At 45.0% G+C, this 16,857-nt stretch carries 14 protein-coding genes and 1 pseudogene; 13 read left to right on the forward strand and 2 right to left on the reverse strand.

Annotated features, from left to right (window positions below; genetic code table 11):
• Nucleotides 1-107 precede the first annotated feature (107 nt).
• The 7 genes and pseudogenes from pfkA to ACESON_RS06335 all read left to right on the forward strand — a co-directional run.
• Nucleotides 108-1,082, forward strand: a complete 975-nt coding sequence (pfkA, locus tag ACESON_RS06305; RefSeq protein WP_177959091.1) for a 6-phosphofructokinase — start codon at nt 108-110, stop codon at nt 1,080-1,082.
• 174 nt (nt 1,083-1,256) lie between these two features.
• Nucleotides 1,257-1,607 carry a DUF6145 family protein gene (locus tag ACESON_RS06310; protein WP_177959092.1) on the forward strand — a complete coding sequence of 117 codons (351 nt, stop codon included), beginning with the start codon at nt 1,257-1,259 and terminating at the stop codon, nt 1,605-1,607.
• On the forward strand, nt 1,607-2,650 hold the full coding sequence (dusB, locus tag ACESON_RS06315; protein ID WP_177959151.1) for a tRNA dihydrouridine synthase DusB: 1,044 nt from the start codon (nt 1,607-1,609) through the stop codon (nt 2,648-2,650). Before ACESON_RS06310 ends, dusB begins: the two co-directional genes overlap by 1 nt.
• Nucleotides 2,651-2,876: 226 nt before the next feature.
• Nucleotides 2,877-3,359 carry a transcription elongation factor GreA gene (greA, locus tag ACESON_RS06320; RefSeq protein ID WP_177959093.1) on the forward strand — a complete coding sequence of 161 codons (483 nt, stop codon included), beginning with the start codon at nt 2,877-2,879 and terminating at the stop codon, nt 3,357-3,359.
• A 30-nt stretch (nt 3,360-3,389) separates the two neighbouring features.
• The gene (gene lysS / locus ACESON_RS06325; protein WP_373108917.1) at nt 3,390-5,342 is read left to right on the forward strand and encodes a lysine--tRNA ligase; all 1,953 of its coding nucleotides are present in this window, start codon (nt 3,390-3,392) and stop codon (nt 5,340-5,342) included.
• Nucleotides 5,343-5,868: 526 nt separating this feature from the next.
• Complete coding sequence (locus ACESON_RS06330) at nt 5,869-6,249, forward strand: PDDEXK nuclease domain-containing protein (protein WP_373109086.1); 381 nt, start codon at nt 5,869-5,871, stop codon at nt 6,247-6,249.
• A gap of 159 nt (nt 6,250-6,408) precedes the next feature.
• Nucleotides 6,409-6,666: pseudogene (locus ACESON_RS06335) on the forward strand (IS3 family transposase); the annotation flags it as partial.
• Here ACESON_RS06335 and ACESON_RS06340 read toward each other — a convergent pair.
• Nucleotides 6,644-7,294, reverse strand: a complete 651-nt coding sequence (locus ACESON_RS06340) for an FCD domain-containing protein (protein ID WP_177276204.1) — start codon at nt 7,292-7,294, stop codon at nt 6,644-6,646. The pseudogene ACESON_RS06335 and the gene ACESON_RS06340 sit on opposite strands and share 23 nt — an antisense overlap.
• A 132-nt stretch (nt 7,295-7,426) precedes the next feature.
• Nucleotides 7,427-8,083 carry a TetR family transcriptional regulator gene (locus ACESON_RS06345; protein ID WP_177959095.1) on the reverse strand — a complete coding sequence of 219 codons (657 nt, stop codon included), beginning with the start codon at nt 8,081-8,083 and terminating at the stop codon, nt 7,427-7,429.
• Nucleotides 8,084-8,506: 423 nt separating this feature from the next.
• Here ACESON_RS06345 and ACESON_RS06350 point away from each other — a divergent pair, with 423 nt between their 5' ends.
• The 6 genes from ACESON_RS06350 (at nt 8,507) to ACESON_RS06375 (ending at nt 16,665) form a co-directional block, all read left to right on the forward strand.
• On the forward strand, nt 8,507-9,754 hold the full coding sequence (locus ACESON_RS06350) for an MFS transporter (protein ID WP_177959096.1): 1,248 nt from the start codon (nt 8,507-8,509) through the stop codon (nt 9,752-9,754).
• Between the two features lie 76 nt (nt 9,755-9,830).
• A complete protein-coding gene (locus tag ACESON_RS06355) occupies nt 9,831-10,358 on the forward strand; it encodes a 2Fe-2S iron-sulfur cluster-binding protein (protein ID WP_177276207.1) in 528 nt (175 codons plus the stop codon).
• On the forward strand, nt 10,355-12,646 hold the full coding sequence (locus ACESON_RS06360; protein WP_177959097.1) for a molybdopterin cofactor-binding domain-containing protein: 2,292 nt from the start codon (nt 10,355-10,357) through the stop codon (nt 12,644-12,646). Before ACESON_RS06355 ends, ACESON_RS06360 begins: the two co-directional genes overlap by 4 nt.
• Nucleotides 12,646-15,012: an FAD binding domain-containing protein gene (locus ACESON_RS06365; RefSeq protein ID WP_373108918.1), complete on the forward strand. Its 2,367-nt coding sequence runs from the start codon at nt 12,646-12,648 to the stop codon at nt 15,010-15,012. The genes ACESON_RS06360 and ACESON_RS06365 overlap by 1 nt, the downstream gene beginning before the upstream one ends.
• Nucleotides 15,013-15,137: 125 nt before the next feature.
• Nucleotides 15,138-15,548, forward strand: a complete 411-nt coding sequence (locus tag ACESON_RS06370) for an iron-sulfur cluster assembly scaffold protein (RefSeq protein WP_177276210.1) — start codon at nt 15,138-15,140, stop codon at nt 15,546-15,548.
• Between the two features lie 34 nt (nt 15,549-15,582).
• Complete coding sequence (locus ACESON_RS06375) at nt 15,583-16,665, forward strand: DVU_1551 family NTP transferase (RefSeq protein ID WP_373108920.1); 1,083 nt, start codon at nt 15,583-15,585, stop codon at nt 16,663-16,665.
• The last annotated feature ends 192 nt before the right edge of the window (nt 16,666-16,857 follow it).

The following is a 16,857-nucleotide window of genomic DNA, read 5'->3' on the forward strand; positions in this document are numbered from 1 at the left end:
AAAGTGCAGGCAGCAGAAAGCGGCGTGCAGGAATAAACAGCAGGCAGCAACAGGCAGCATGCAGAAATAAACAGCAGGCGCTGACAGCGCGACAGGAGGAAATAACCATGGCAAAACAGGTAAAAACAATAGGTGTTCTGACAAGCGGCGGTGATGCTCCGGGTATGAATGCGGCTATTCGTGCGGTAGTTCGCACGGCTATCAATAAAGGCATGAAGGTAAAGGGAATTATGCGCGGCTATGCGGGACTTCTTCAGGAAGAGATCGTAGATATGGAGAGCACCAGTGTTTCCAATATCATTTACCGCGGAGGAACAATTTTATATACCGCAAGATGTGCAGAGTTTACTACTCCAGAGGGACAGCAGGCAGGCGCAGAGATTTGCCGTAAGCATGGGATTGACGGTATTGTGGTAATCGGTGGCGACGGTTCCTTCCGCGGTGCAGGAAAGCTGGCTGCTCTGGGAATCAATACCATCGGCGTGCCGGGAACCATCGACCTGGATGTAGCATGTACCGAGTATACTATTGGTTTTGATACAGCAGTCAATACGGCAATGGAAGCGATTGACCGGGTTCGTGATACCTCTACCTCCCATGAGCGCTGCAGTATCATCGAGGTTATGGGACGTAATGCAGGATATATTGCTCTGTGGTGCGGCATCGCCAACGGTGCAGAGGATATTCTTCTTCCAGAGCGGTATGACGGCGATGAGCAGACGCTGATCAATAAAATCATTGCGAACCGTAAGAGCGGAAAGAAGCATAATATCATCATCAATGCAGAGGGAATCGGTCACTCTACCTCTATGGCAAGACGAATCGAGGCAGCTACAGGAATTGAGACGAGAGCAACTATTTTAGGACACATGCAGCGAGGCGGCACCCCGACCTGTAAAGACCGGGTTTTTGCCTCTATTATGGGTGCAAAGGCAGCAGAGCTTCTTTGCGAGGGCAAGAGCAACCGCGTTGTGGCTTACCGTGACGGTCAGTATATCGATTTGGACATTCAGGAAGCACTTCAGATGAAGAAGGATATTTCGGAGGAACAGTACGAGATCGCCAAGATGCTGGTAAAATAACAGCCAAGGAGAATGTCTGGGAAGGACAGAAAACAGCTTGGAACAGGAAACTAAAGGCCCGGTGGGAATCAGCCACCGGGCATTCTTCGGCTTTGCGGACTGGAAAAGTATTTTTATGGGTCTGCAGGGAAGCGGAAAAGATGAGAAAGGACGTCTGAAAAAGGAGAGAGCAGAATGCCGGAAAACGGAGAAACAACAGTACTTTGTGGTTCTAACAGTTATGAAAGAAAGTATTATTTTAATGAAGACTTTGAAAGTCTTCCAGATGCGGTGAAGCGTCAGCTTCAGGTTATGTGTGTCTGGTTTACAGAGGAATGTGGAGGGATCCTGACACTGGAATTTACAGAAGACGGAACTCTGGAATTTAAACATACCACATCAGAGTATGACGGATATTATGACGAAATCGGGGCAGATTTAAAAATTAAGCAGATGAGAAGAGAGGGGCAGGAATTTCTGCAGGCCCTGGAGACCTATTACCGAGTGTTTTTCCTGGGAGAAAGCCCGGAGAGCGAGGAGGTATGATGGCAGAGGACAGAAGTCCCAAGAAGGATCTGCAAAGCAGTGAGACATCAGGAAGGACAGGAAAACGCAGGCTTCGAATAGGAAATGTAGAGCTGGACAATAACCTGGTTCTGGCGCCGATGGCTGGAGTGACGGATCTTCCGTTTCGAATTCTCTGTAAGGAACAAGGCTGTGGTCTGCTCTGCACAGAAATGGTAAGTGCCAAGGCGATTCTTTATAAAAACCGCAATACCAGAGAGCTTTTGGAAGTAACTCCGGGAGAACGTCCGGTTTCGGTACAGCTTTTTGGTTCTGATCCGGAAATTGTCAGTGATATGGCGCACTTGATCGAAGACGGCCCCTTTGATATCATTGATTTTAATATGGGCTGCCCTGTTCCAAAGGTGGTTAACAACGGAGAGGGTTCTGCTTTGATGCGCAGTCCGAAGCTTGCAGAAAAAATATTTACAGCTCTTATAAAAAAAGTACACAAGCCTGTTACAGTCAAGTTCCGGAAAGGCTTTGATGATTCCTCTGTGAATGCAGTAGAAATTGCAAAAATCGCAGAAGCCTGCGGTATGGCCGCTGTGGCAGTCCACGGAAGAACAAGAGAACAGTTCTATGCGGGAAAGGCGGACTGGGAGATTATCCGTCAGGTGAAGGAGGCTGTGAGGATTCCAGTTATTGGAAACGGTGATATTTTTACACCTGAGGATGGAAAACGGATGCTTCAGGAAACAGGATGTGACGGTCTGATGATAGCCCGGGGAGCCAGAGGAAATCCCTGGCTGTTTCACAGACTGAATCATTATCTGGATACAGGGGAGCTTCTTCCAGAGCCGGACTGCAGAGAGATTGGCGGAATGATTTACCGACATGCCCAGATGCAGACGGAAAGAAAGGGAGAAAACCTTGGAATGAAGGAAATGCGCAAGCATATTGCCTGGTATACAGCAGGGCTTCGCCACTCAGCAGGAATACGGCGTCAGTGCAATACGCTGGAGACATTGGAGGAGCTTCGGAATATGCTGGAGGAGCATGGAATGCTGCCGGAGGAGTTTTAAAACAGTGACAGAATGAGGCGGCTGGCCGGAGGGCATATCACGGAGGGGAAGAATGCGTTCTGCCCTTGAAAACAGGGGCTTTCCGGTTCTTGACAACTGATTGCCTTTGGGATATAATGTTTGGAATGCAGCGTTGCGGAACTGAGGGGATAGATAGGTTTATCAGAAGGGATACAGAGTTCTACAGCTCCGCAGCAGGTTAGTAAAAAGGAAGGAAATGAGCATCATGGCAGAGAAGAAACACATTTTAACATATGCAGGACTGAAGCAGTATGAGGATGAACTGCAGGATCTGAAGGTGAACCGTCGTCGTGAGGTGGCACAGAAAATCAAAGAAGCGCGTGAGCAGGGCGATTTATCTGAGAACGCTGAGTATGATGCAGCAAAGGATGAGCAGCGTGACATTGAACTGCGTATTGAGGAGTTGGAGAAGCTTCTGAAGAATGCAGAGGTTGTAGATGAGGACGAAATTGATCTGGATAAGATCAGCATTGGCTGTAAAGTTCGTGTATATGATGTGGACTTTGATGAGGAAATGGAGTTCCGTATTGTAGGCTCTACTGAGGCAAACAGCCTGCAGAATAAGATTTCTAACGAGTCTCCTGTAGGTCAGGCTCTTATGGGTAAAAAGGCGGGAGATGTGGTTGATGTGGAGACTCAGGCCGGAGTGATCCAGTATAAAGTCCTGGAAATTCAGAGAGTATCATAATCCAATTAGAACGAAGGAGTAAAGAAAAACATGGCAGAGCAGAATCAGAAGAAGCAGCAGGAGCCGGATCTGAATCAGCTGTTAAAGGTTCGCCGGGAGAAGTTAGCAGAGCTTCAGGCAGCCGGAAAGGATCCGTTCCAGATTACCAAATATGATGTAACTGTACACAGCACTGATGTAAAGGAAGATTACAGTCAGTGGGAAGGCAAAGCGGTTTCCATTGCAGGACGTATGATGTCCAAGCGTGTTATGGGAAAGGCCTCTTTCTGCAACGTTCAGGATCTGAAGGGCGATATCCAGTGCTACGTAGCTAGAGACGATCTGGGGGAAGAAGCTTATAAGGAATTCAAACGCATGGATATTGGTGATATCATCGGCGTGAAAGGTATTGTTTTCACTACGAAGATGGGAGAGATTTCTATTCATGCCCACAGCATAACCCTGCTTTCCAAGAGTCTGCAGGTTCTGCCGGAGAAGTATCACGGATTGACCAATACAGATATGCGGTATCGCCAGAGATATACGGATCTGATTATGAATGAGGATGTACGCAAAACCTTTGTAATGCGTTCCAAAATCATCAGCTGCATCCGCCGTTATCTGGACGGACAGGGCTTTTTGGAGGTTGAGACTCCTATGCTGGTATCCAATGCAGGAGGAGCCGCTGCAAGACCGTTTGAGACCCATTACAATGCATTAGATGAAGATGTAAAGCTGCGTATTTCTCTGGAGCTTTACTTAAAGCGTCTGATCGTAGGCGGTATGGAGCGCGTATATGAGATTGGACGTGTATTCCGTAATGAGGGACTGGATACCCGCCACAATCCGGAATTTACCCTGATGGAGCTGTATCAGGCATATACCGATTATAATGGAATGATGGATCTGACAGAGAATATGTTCCGTCATGTGGCTCAGGAGGTATGTGGCACCACCTTAATTCCCTATGCAGATGTAGAGATCGATCTGGGCAAGCCCTTTGAGCGTCTGACCATGATTGATGCAATTAAGAAATATACCGGCATTGACTTTAATGAAATTGCTACTACGGAAGAGGCAAAGAAGCTGGCTGATGAGAAAGAGATTCACTATGAAAAGCGTCATGTGCGCGGTGACATCATCAACCTGTTCTTTGAAGAATTTGTAGAGGAGCATCTGATTCAGCCGACCTTTATTATGGATCATCCGGTAGAGGTTTCCCCGCTGACAAAGAGAAAGCCGGATAAGCCGGAGCAGGTAGAACGTTTTGAGCTGTTTATCTACGGCCGTGAAATGTGTAACGCTTATTCAGAGTTAAACGATCCTATCGATCAGAGAGAGCGCTTTAAGGCACAGGAGGCAGCTTTAGCTGCAGGTGATGAAGAAGCCAACACAACGGACGAGGACTTTATGAACGCTCTGGAGATTGGTATGCCTCCTACAGGCGGTATTGGATACGGTATTGACCGTCTGGTTATGCTTTTAACCAACAGCCCGGCTATCCGTGATGTGTTACTGTTCCCGACAATGAAGTCCTTAGACGCAAAGAAGAACGACAGCAAGGCAGAGAAGGCTGCACCTTCCGTTGCAGCACCGGCTGCAAGTGTGTCCGCAGCAAGCGCACAGCTTGACCTTTCCAAGGTAAAGATTGAGCCTCTGTTTGAGGAGTTTGTAGACTTTGATACCTTTGCAAAATCTGATTTCAGAGTGGTTAAGATCGAAGCCTGCGAGGTAGTGCCGAAGTCCAAGAAGCTCCTGAAATTCACGCTGAATGACGGAACAGATCGGAAGCGCACTATTTTAAGCGGTATTCACGAGTATTACGAGCCGGAAGAGCTGGTTGGTAAGACCTGTGTGGCTATCACAAACCTGCCGACCAGAATGATGATGGGCATTCCGTCTGAAGGTATGCTGATTTCTGCAGTGTATGAGTATAACGGACGGGAAGGCTTAAATCTTCTGATGCTGGATGATGTGATTCCGGCAGGAGCGAAGCTGTACTAAAGACAAGAAAATTCATAGACTTTTATGATTTTGCAGAGTGTTTGACATCAAATTGACATCAAATTTATGTCACTTGGTGGACTAACATGGACTGACAAGGGATGCATCAGAAATTAGAACCTTACAAAACTTAATAGTTAATGCTATTAAAAGGACATTTTCCAATAAAACGGAGAGTGTCCTTTTTCTGTTGTTATGGTTAAAAACAAAATCAAAAAATAACATAACTGTCTTGGCAATCTTGATCTTGGAGCTGGATCGTAGCCCCCACAAAGCGCTATGACGCTTAACGAGGAACTCCTAAAGCTTCGCCAGCAGGTAAAGAAACTAGAAAAAGAAAACCACCAAATTCTTGAGGAAAATGTGTCAACTAATCTTGACAAAATCAATTTCTTTTTATTTAAATATGAAATATAATATAAGTCATAGGGAAATATAGTGGTAAATGGAATTTGTCAGACACTGTCTGACAAATTCGGAAAGGATATATTATGTATGACTTAGAGCAGACAAATATGCTTCAGCCATTAGTAGAAGGCAATACCCTTTAACTGTCAATAATGTGCATTATCATGTGGATTTGGTGTTTTATCATAGAATTTTGAAATGTTTTGTGCTGATTGATTTAAAGAAAAATTCTGTACAGCATATAGACATCGGTCAGATGAATATGTATATGGGATATTTTGCAAAGGAAGAAAATATGGCGGATGATAACCCACCAATCGGCATTATTCTAAGCCATAACAAAGATGAATTACTTGTGGAATATGCTACTTATGGTATGGACAGTAATCTGTTTGTTTCAAAATATGAATTGTATCTACCAAACCGTAGTGAACTTCAAAAATTAGTGAATAATATTTTGGAGCAGGATACTAAAAAGGAAGAGAAAGAAGCGGAATAAAAAAGTAATTTAAGAAATCCGAAAAATGAATAGGTATATTGAAAAAGACAATCAGAAATGGTTGTCTTTTTTGTGTGGAAAAAAGAAAGGATGAATGATCATGACAGATAACAATACTGTTTATATGAGTGAAAAGCAAAAAGTCAAAGAGATTACAGACAAGCTGGAAGCCAGCTTTACCGGGATGCGATTCATCAGTACGGCATACAGCAAAGTATGAACAGCGCAGGTGGCAGATGCCACGATAATGCCCGCTTTGAAAGTCTGTGGGTAAGGATGAAATCAGAACTGCTGTATGGCCGTTATGATACAGAAAAAAGAACCACGGATGAACTCAAGACGATCATCTGGAGATATTTCATCAGTTATTGGAATAACCGAAGAATCTGCTCCGTCAATGTTTTTCATGAATCTTGAGGGGCATCATCAGATGGTGGATCATAATCTGATATGCTTTGAATCCATCTCCGGACTGCAGAGCGTCCAGATATTTTCTGTGCTCATCCATAGTACCCTGAATCCGTCCTTCAACAGCCAGAGCATCCTTGGAGGTGAGCTGGATCAGATAAAGCAGACGCTGAAAAATTTGATTAAATTCGTCATTTTCCATGTAATTGACCAGAAGAAGATGGAACTGGTGATCGTAGTGGATGAAGGATTCCAGTTGATCTTCCTGATTGAGTGTCCGTTCCATACAGGAAAGAGTTTGTCTCAGGTTGTGGAGAAGCTGACGTCCTTTTTCTGTAGCAATCTGCAAAGCGATTTGATTGGTGCAGAAGCCCTCAATCGCACAGCGGATTTCGATGCTGTCCTTCATATCCTTTTCATTCAGCTGTCGGATCATAAATCCCTTGCTTGGAATAATCGTAATATAGCCATCCTGGCTCAGGCACTGAAGCGCTTCCCTCATGGGGGTGCGGGAAATACCGATCTGTGCAGAGAGCTTTGTCTCAGAGTAAAGACGGTTTGGTTCCAGAGTTCCGGATAAAATGCTGTTTTTAATGGTATCATATGCCTGTAGCTGCAGGAAGCTTTTTTCTTTCATAATATATCATTTCCTTAAATCGTTCTTAATAAATCCATCTTAAGTTAAAATCAGGATCCTGTCAAGAAAAAGACATGTTCGTTAAATGAAACTTGATGGGATATCATTTTTCGCCGTTCTGAAGAGCTATTTTTATTCAAAAATAGAGCTGGAAATCTTCAGCGGATGCCGGTCAACAAAATCAAAGGTGTCCTGGATATTTTCCTGAATGGTCAGTTCATCCAGCTTGCATAAAATTCCAATAAGATAAATGTGGTAATAGCAAAACTGGCGCAGAGTCATGATACCGGGATTTTCCTGATAGGTCTGAAACAGTCTGGAGCGGGCGGCCATATCAATGCGGGCTTTCATCTGGAGATCTGCTAAATCATAGGATTTATGGAAGTCCTTTTCGATATCTTCATAGATGCCGGATACAATCAGCAGTTTATGTTCCTGCCATTGCTGCTGCTGATCCTTGTGGTAAAATAATTCTATATTTCTCGGTGTGCTCATGATTTTTTCGTATGCGTAAGTATAGATAACACAGTGACGCCAGTAGTGGTTTTTGTATTCCTCAGGAAAAGAATCGATGTATTCTTTGATTTGAGAAAAAAGGTCGTCAATAAAAGTCTCCATAATCATAAATTTGTTTTTAAAATGATAGGTGATCGATCCCTTGGCAATATGCAGTTCATCTGCGACTTTCTGGAATGTGGTACCACTGTATCCATACTGGAGAAACATACGTCCAGTCACTTCTAAAATAGAGTCTTTCAGGTTTTTATTTTCTGTATCTTGTTCTTTCATAATCTCCCTTTACTTATGGCAAGTGCATTTATATTTAAAAGTCAGGACTCAAACAGTCTCCTAAAGTATATCATGTTCTGGTGTTTGGCGGAACATGAAAAAAGAAATTTTACAGGTTTCTTATAACTGGAGAATTCAGGTTTTTACCTGAAAAAAATTCATACTATATAAATATATGTTTGTACAATAAAATTTAAAGAAAAAATCGGGCGATTCATGAAGAAAAACGATATAAAATAAAATTAATAACGAAAAAATAAGAGGATAATTGGGAAAATATGTTGACTATCTATAAAATATAGGTTAAAATTTATACTGTACAAAACGCGTTTGTATAGTATGAGCTCAGCTGATTTATTTTTTTTAAAAAACTATGTTAAAAAATGAACGAAAAAAAGATAAAGACAAGGAGAAGGAGATGGTATGAGTACAGATATGAAAACATCAAATAAATACATGTCTCTGGCTGCGATTACGTTAGCATTTTCATTTACATTTTTGAGCAGGTATATCTGGAGTCCTCTTATGGCAGATGTTTCAGGAGAGTTTGGAATTAATGCTACACAGGCAGGGCTTTATATGTCTGCATTTTTTGCTGGTTATCTGGTCACTCAGATTCCGGGCGGAATTATGGCAGATCGGTATCAGCCAAAATATATTCTGATTGCATGCACGATACTGGGCGGTGCTATGACTGCACTGATGTCAAGAATTACCAGTTACGAAATGGGACTGGTGATCCGTGTAATTACCGGTATCAGCAGTGGCTGCGTTATGGCACAGTGCTCTAAAGTAGTTGCACTTACCTTTGCTCCGCAGGAGCGTGCATCAGCAATGGGAGTTGTACTGGCATCTCCGCCTTTCGGCATTACACTGGCACAGTCTCTGGGAGCTCCTTTAAATCAGGCTTTCGGATGGAGAACCACCTTTGTAATTGTAGGTGCTGTGGCAGTTGGCGTTGTTGCTTTACTGGCATTATTTGTAAAGCCTGTTGAAAAGAGTGTTCCTGCAGAAAAAACAGCAGGAGCAGCAGGAAGAGCTGTGGCTCAGACTGCAGCAGCAAAGCCTCAGGCTCAGGCAGGAATGCTGGAGGGTCTGGTTGGATTCTTTACGAACAAACAGCAGCTGCTGTTAGGTATCAGCGGTTTTATGTTTATGTTTGTTAGTGTAGGTTTTGCCACCTGGACAAACAAGTACGCTCAGAGTCTGGGCTGTACTCCGGTACAGGGCGGCATGATTATTACCTGCTACAGCATTGCCGGAATTATTGCATCCTGTCTGTCCGGAGGTCTTGCAAAGAAGATGCATATGAGTCATCGGAATTTCCTGATGCTGACCTTAACCGGTATGGGTGTAATGACAATTTTCTTCTCCATGCAGAGATCCTATATGGGATTACTTCTTGTGGGAATTATCTACGGCGCAGTTTCCTACCTGCCGTCAACCCATTACACCACCTCTGCAATGATGCTGGCAGGAGAGCGTTTTACAGCAACGGCTGCTTCTACTCAGAATTTGCTGTTCCAGATGGCAAGTCTGATTATGCCGATTGTAGTGGGACGTGTGATTGATGCTACCGGAAACTATTCTCTGATTTGGTATATTTTCCTGGGATGTACAGCTATTGCGGTACTTTTCAGCTTCTTTGTGAAGAACGATGAGCGGCCATAGACATAACATCTCGTGAAGAAAACCAAACCAGTGAAGGGTAAATTTGTCTAAGCTTAGGAAAGGAATGAGAGACAAGATGAAAGAAATTATTCAAAAAATCATTACTTTGAAGGTGAATGGAACTGAGTACGACATTAAAGTCGGCACCGGAAGAGATGATATGCCGGAGAGCGAGACCCTGGCTCATACATTAAGAGATCGCCTGGGACTGACCGGATTAAAAATCGGATGCGATCAGGGTGCGTGTGGATGCTGTACCGTTATTATGGACGGAAAAGCAGTTACCTCCTGCCTGACCCTGACCATGGATTGTGACGGCGCAGAGATTACTACGATTGAAGGACTGGCTGATCGGGCAACCGGAGAGCTGGACGGACTTCAGCAGGCTTTCCTGGATAACTGCGGTTATCAGTGCGGCTTCTGTATCCCCGGCGTTATCATGACTGCAAAAGCACTTTTAAATGAGAATCCGGAGCCTACAGAGGAAGAAGTAAGAGAAGCTCTGTCTGGAAACTACTGTCGCTGCGGCACTCATTATACTGCTGTTGAGTCCATTATGGCTTATGTGGAAAGCAATAAGAATAAGAAGGAGGAGCAGGGATGAAAGAGTTAAAATACGTAGGCAAGGAAACAGTTCGTCTGTTAGGTCCGCAGATCGTAACAGGAAAAGCAAAATATACTGGTGACTTCAAGCTGCCGGGTATGCAGTACGGAAAAATTTTGAGAAGTCCACATCCATATGCAAAAATTCTTTCCATTGATGTGGAAAAGGCAAAAGCATATCCGGGAGTATCTGCAGTTGTAACATGGAAGGATGTTGACAGAAACATCTATATTACCAATGGATTTACACCGCCGAAGCATCATCATATTATGGACGAGTATGTGCGCTTTATTGGAGATGCGGTTGCTCTGATTGTAGCAGAGACGGAAGATATTGCTCTGGAGGCAATGAAGCTGATTGATGTAAAATATGAGGTTCTGAAGCCGGTATTTACCATTGAAGAGGCTATGGCTCCGGATGCTCCTCAGCTGTATCCGGAATTCCCGGGAAACATTGCTCCCCATAAAAACAACCTGAACTTTGAGGTTGGTGATTTGGAAAAAGGCTTTGAAGAGTCTGATGTTATTGTAGAAGTAGATTCCTCTATTGACAGTGGTCAGAATGCACTTCCTGTAGAGCCGCCGGTTACCATTTGCTGGTATGAAAATGATACCTACAATTTTATCGCTTCTGCAGCAGCTCCGGCATACTGCCACCAGAATGTAGCTTCTTCCCTGAACGTTCCTTACGAGCAGGTTCGTCTGACTGCACCGGCAGTAGGCGGAAGCTTTGGTTCTAAATTGTACAGCGGTAATGTACAGCCTCTGGTATTTACAGCAATCATGGCCAAGGCAGCAAGATGTCCGGTTATGTTTAACTATACCAAGGAAGAGCATTTTGCAATTCACCAGAACCGTATGGTAACAAAGGCTCACATTAAGTTTGGTATGAAGAAAGACGGTCTGGCAAGTGCCATTGAGATGAGCCAGATTGCCGATGCCGGCGTATGCGCTTCTACCCAGGAGTTCATGCTGGCAGTAGGAACCAACACTCTGCCGATTCTGTGTAAGACAGACAACAAGAAATACGATGGAGAGGTAGTAGTAACCAACCACATGCCGTCCGGATCCTTCCGTGGATATGGATACATGGAGTCTACTGCTTTAGTCAGTCAGGCAATTATGGAGGCCTGCGAAAAACTGAATATTGATCCGGTTGACTATCTGGTAAAGAATGCCATGAAGAAGGGCGATCGCTATCACAATGCCAATGCGATGCCTCATCCGTGGCAGGAAAACAAAACAGCAGACTGGAGCGATCTGGTTGTTAAGACAGCAGAAGCCTTCCACTGGAAAGATCGTTTCAAAGGCTGGGGTGTACCGACCTGGGTATCTGAGGATGGAAAACGTGTACGCGGACTGGGCGTAGGCGCTGCCGGACATTCTGATACAGGCGGCAAGCCTTCCAATGCAAACGTAACTCTGACTGGTCTGGGCGCTGTTTATCTGTCTACCTGTATGGCAGAGTTTGGTGCAGGTACCAGAGACGTTATGTTAAAGGTTGTAGCAGAGGAGCTGGATATGCCGTTAGAGGCTATTCGCGTTTCTGATTCTGATACAGGAATGACACCTCCGGACTTTGGTTCTACCGGTTCCCGTTCTACTTACTGCGGCGGTATTGTAGCAAAGAGAGCATGTGAGGATGTGAAGAAGAAGCTGTATCAGCTTGCACATGAAAAATATGGTGTTCCGGAAGATGATCTGGAATTTAAGGGCGGCTGTGTTGTCCGTATTTCCAATCCGGAAGAGAAATATATGCTGTTCCCGCATCTGATGGGTAAGGTTGACAGCGTTACAGGATGCGGTCACTTTGACGGCGTTCACAACAGTACCATTTTCCATCTGCAGTTCGTGGAAGTGGAAGTGGATCTGGAAATGGGAACCTTTGAAATTGTTGACCACTTTGGCGGTTCTGATGCGGGTGTTATTGTAAACCCATTGCCGGTTCGTAACCAGATGCAGTCCTTCTTTGCTGGAATTGATATTGCCTGCATGGAAGAAACCGTATGGGATCCGAACGATTACAGAGTTCTGAATCCGAGCAACATTGATTACAAGACAAGAACCTTCAATGATGCAGTGCCTCATGATCACCTTGTTCTGGAGTCTATGAAGAATGTTGAGAATGATTACCCATTCGGCGCAGTTGGTGTAGGTGAGCCTCTGCTGGCTCCAGGCGGTCCTGCCATCCGTATGGCAATTTACAATGCCTGCGGAATTAAACTGAATTCCTATCCGTACTCACCAGCGAAGATTTTGAAAGCTTTGAAGGAAAAGGAGGCAAACTAATGAAAAATTTTACATATGTCAATCCATCTTCTGTTGAGGAAGCATCTGAACTTCTGAAACAGCCCGGCACTGTAGTTATGGGCGGAGGAACGGATCTTCTGGGTGTATTAAAGGACGGCCTGCTTCCGGAGTATCCGGAAAAGGTTGTAAGCTTAAAGAAGCTTCCGGGAATGGATCAGATCAGAGAAGAAGAAGACGGTCTGCATATTGGGGCAGAGGCAACTCTGCGTCAGATCGCAGATTCTGCAGCAGTACAGGGTGGCTGGAATGCCCTGGCTGATGCTGCAAGAAGTGTTGCAACACCGAATATCCGCAATACTGCAACTATCGCAGGCAACCTGTGTCAGGATATCCGCTGCTGGTATTACCGTTATCCGGATATCTTAGGCGGAAAGATCAACTGTGCAAGAAAAACAGGTCATCTTTGCTCTGCAATGATGGGAGAAAACCGTTACCATTCTATCTTTGGTGCGGCAAAGGTATGTGAGACACCTTGTACCGGAAACTGCCCGGCCCATACAGATATTTCTGCTTATATGGAAATGGTTCGTGCAGGCCAGTACGATGATGCTGCAAAGGTAATTCTGGAAGTGAACCCCATGCCGGCAATTACCAGTCGTGTCTGCGCTCACTTCTGTATGGAAGGCTGTAACAGAAATACTTATGATGAGAGCCTGAACGTAGGAGGCATCGAGCGTTTCCTGGGCGACATGGTTCTGGAGCGTCATGAGGAATTCATGAAGGGACCGGAGTCTGAAAACGGAAAGCGGATTTCCATCGTTGGTTCCGGCCCTGCAGGTCTGACTGCAGCTTATTATCTGCGCCAGAGCGGCTTTGCAGTAACGGTTTATGAGAAGCAGAAGGAAGCCGGCGGATGCTTATCCTACGCAATTCCGGCATATCGTCTGCCGAAGGAAATTGTTAGAAAATTTGTTTCTGTTCTGGAAGGAATTGGCGTGGTATTCCATTGCGGCTGCCAGGTAGGAACTGACATTTCTCTGGATGAGATCTACAAAAACAGCGACAGTGTAATGCTGGATACAGGAACATGGAAACGTCCTCTGATCGGTCTGTCCGGCGAGGAGCTGACCAGATTTGGTCTGGAATTCCTGGTTGATGTAAATAACTACATTTTAGAGAGACCGGGCTCTGACGTAGTCGTTGTCGGCGGCGGAAACGTTGCAATGGACGTTGCAATTACTGCTAAGAGACTGGGCGCTCCCAATGTAAGAATGGTTTGCCTTGAGCAGAGAGACGGAATGCCGGCTAACGAGGAAGAAGTAACAAGAGCTCTGGAAGAGGGCGTAGAGATTATCAACGGCTGGGGTCCAAAGGAAGTTCTTCACAAGGACGGCAAGGTCAGTGGAATCGTATTTAAAAACTGCCCGAAGGTTCTGGATGAAACAGGAAGATTCAATCCGGTATACGATGAGAACAACCTGATGACTCTGGATGCAGATATCATCATGATGGCAATCGGTCAGAAAGCAGATCTTGATTTCCTGGACGGCGCATACGCTGTTGAGACTGAGAGAGGCAGAATTAAGGCTCTTGATGGAAATCAGACCAGTGTAGCAGGCATTTTCGCCGGCGGTGATGTAACCACAGGACCGGCAACTGTTATTAAGGCTATTGCAGCAGGTAAAGAAACTGCAGTTGCAATCAGAAAATACTGTGGCATGGGCGAGCTGGAAGTAGAGAAAACAGCAGCAAAACGTCTGAAAGAGAAACTGGTTTCCTTCAGTACAGAATGCCGCAGCAGCCATGAGTCTGCAAAGGCTCCTCTCCTTGCTGTAGAAGACAGAGCAATGGACAAGGAAGATCTTGGCGGACTGGCTGAGTCAGTAGTGAAGAAAGAGGCTTCCAGATGCTTTAACTGTGGATGCCTTGCCGTAAATCCAAGCGATGTGGCAAATATGCTGTATGCATATGATGCAAAGATTAAAACAAACATGAGAGAGCTGGATGCAGAGACCTTCTTTGCCGGCTCTACTAGAGTGAAGGATACCCTGAAGCCGGGTGAGATCGTAACGGAGATTATTGTTCCGAAGCAGGCAGCCGGAACAAAAGCTGAATACGATAAGTACCGCATCAGAAAAGCCATTGACTTTGCTGTTCTTGCAGTAGCAGGAACCTGTCTTGCAGAAGACGGTGTTGTAAAGAATATCAGCATGGTACTGGGTGCTGCAGCTCCAATTCCTGTAAAGCTGAGAGAAGCAGAGCAGTATCTGATTGGAAAGAAACTGACAGAAGAGACAGCAGCAGAAGCAGCAGAAATAGCTTTGAAGGATGCGATTCCGCTGGAGATGAACGCTTATAAGATCGAAATGGCAAAGGTTATGATTCGGAGATTCTTAGGCTTCTAATACCTATAAGAAGGATAGTATGGCTTCAGGCGGCAGGTTTTTCACTGCCGCCTGAAGTATGAAAAACAGGGTAATCGTAGGTAACAGTTCAGCAGTGTACAGGAGATAAGAAAGGCAGGAAAAGCATGGACAGAGAAAAAATTCTGGCTTACAGTGAGAGAACAGAGAATCTGGGAGAGCCGGAGGTATTTTTAGGAACCGGAGAAGTAAAGGAACCGGGATGCGGTGATCAGTTGAATATGTATATTAATACAAAGAGAGAAATTATCACAGAGTTCCACTATACTGTTACAGATTCTGCATGTCCTCCGCTGAAAGCCTGTGCGGCAAGAGTTGCAGAAGCGGCACTGGGAAAACCGGTGATGGAAGCATATCTGATTCGGGCAGAAGATCTGTCTGAGTTTTTTGGCGGACTGGAAAAGGAAAGCATTCACTGTGCCCAGATGGCAGAGATTGGGCTGAAGAAAACTCTGCAGGATTATGCGGTGAAGAGAGCGGAACGAGTAAAACAGATGATGGAAGAAGCAAAAGCTTAGGGTACTGTGTCAGAGCAGAGGAGGTAGAGAAACCATGAAACAGGTAGGTGCAGTAATTGCAGCAGCAGGGCTGTCTTCCCGTATGGGGGATTTTAAACCATTGCTTCCATTTGGAAAGGCATGTATTGCACACCATTTGGTAGAAATGCTAAAGCAGGCAGGTGTGTCTCCTATTGTTATGGTTACAGGATACAGAGGAGAAGAACTTGAGGAAGCTCTAAAGGATTCTGGAATTTTGTTTGTGAGAAATCAAAATTATACCTCAACAGAAATGCTTGATTCTGTGAAATTAGGATTTTCTGTTATTCGCGAAAATTGTGATGCAGCTCTGGTAATGCCGGTGGATGTTCCGGCAGTTACGGGAGCTACAGTCAGAAAGATTGTGGAAGCACAGGGGGCTATTGTACGTACCAAATGCGGAAATCGGAGAGGACATCCTGTAAAGCTGGATGCTGCTGCGATGGATGCTGTCCAGGTTTATCAGGGAGAATACGGCCTGAAAGGTTTTTTAAAAGCCAGAGAAGAACAAATCCTGGACATAGAGGTTTCGGATGAGGGAAGTTTTCTGGATGCTGATACAAAGGAAGAATATGGCCGTCTTCTTCAGCTGGAGGGAAGCAGAGGACAAGGGTATCCAGATGGAGAGACACTGCGCTGGCTGCTTGAAATCAGCAAAATGCCGGAACATCTTCGCAGACACAGTGAAGCAGTAAGCCGTAAAGCTCTGTCTATGGCAGTGGAACTGCAAAGTACAGGGCGGATGCTGGATCTGAACCTGATTCGTTCGGCTGCTCTTTTGCATGATATTGGAAAAGGACATCCGGATCATGCTGCAGCAGGAGCAAGTTTCCTTCAGGAAAACGGTTACGGGCGGGCAGCTGAGATTGTCAGACAGCATCACAGACTGGATCAGATTCCGAAGCAGGCAGATGAAACTTTGATTGTATATCTGGCAGATAAAATGATTCAGGGAGACAGGGAGGTTTCCATTGAAGAACGTTTTGAGGGAAGCAGACAGAAATGCCAGCACAGCAGAGAAGCTATGAAAAGTCATCAGGAAAAGTATCTGCAGGCGCAGAAGGCCTGGAGAATATGGGAAGAGAGTTTTGTTTCATAGCAGCATAGGAAAATAAAGTTTTGGCAATGGACAAGAAGTCTTTTATGACAAAATGAAAGAGAAGGTCATACGGATGCAGAATCCACATTTCTGTATCCGTATGACCTTCTGCCTTATGGAAGCTGCAGGATCGACACCGATTTTCTGAAAGAAAATCGGGATAACCGTGCCGGACATAATGCTTTTCAAAAT

Source organism: Lachnoclostridium sp. Marseille-P6806, from assembly GCF_964238185.1.
Lineage (GTDB): Bacteria > Bacillota > Clostridia > Lachnospirales > Lachnospiraceae > Brotaphodocola.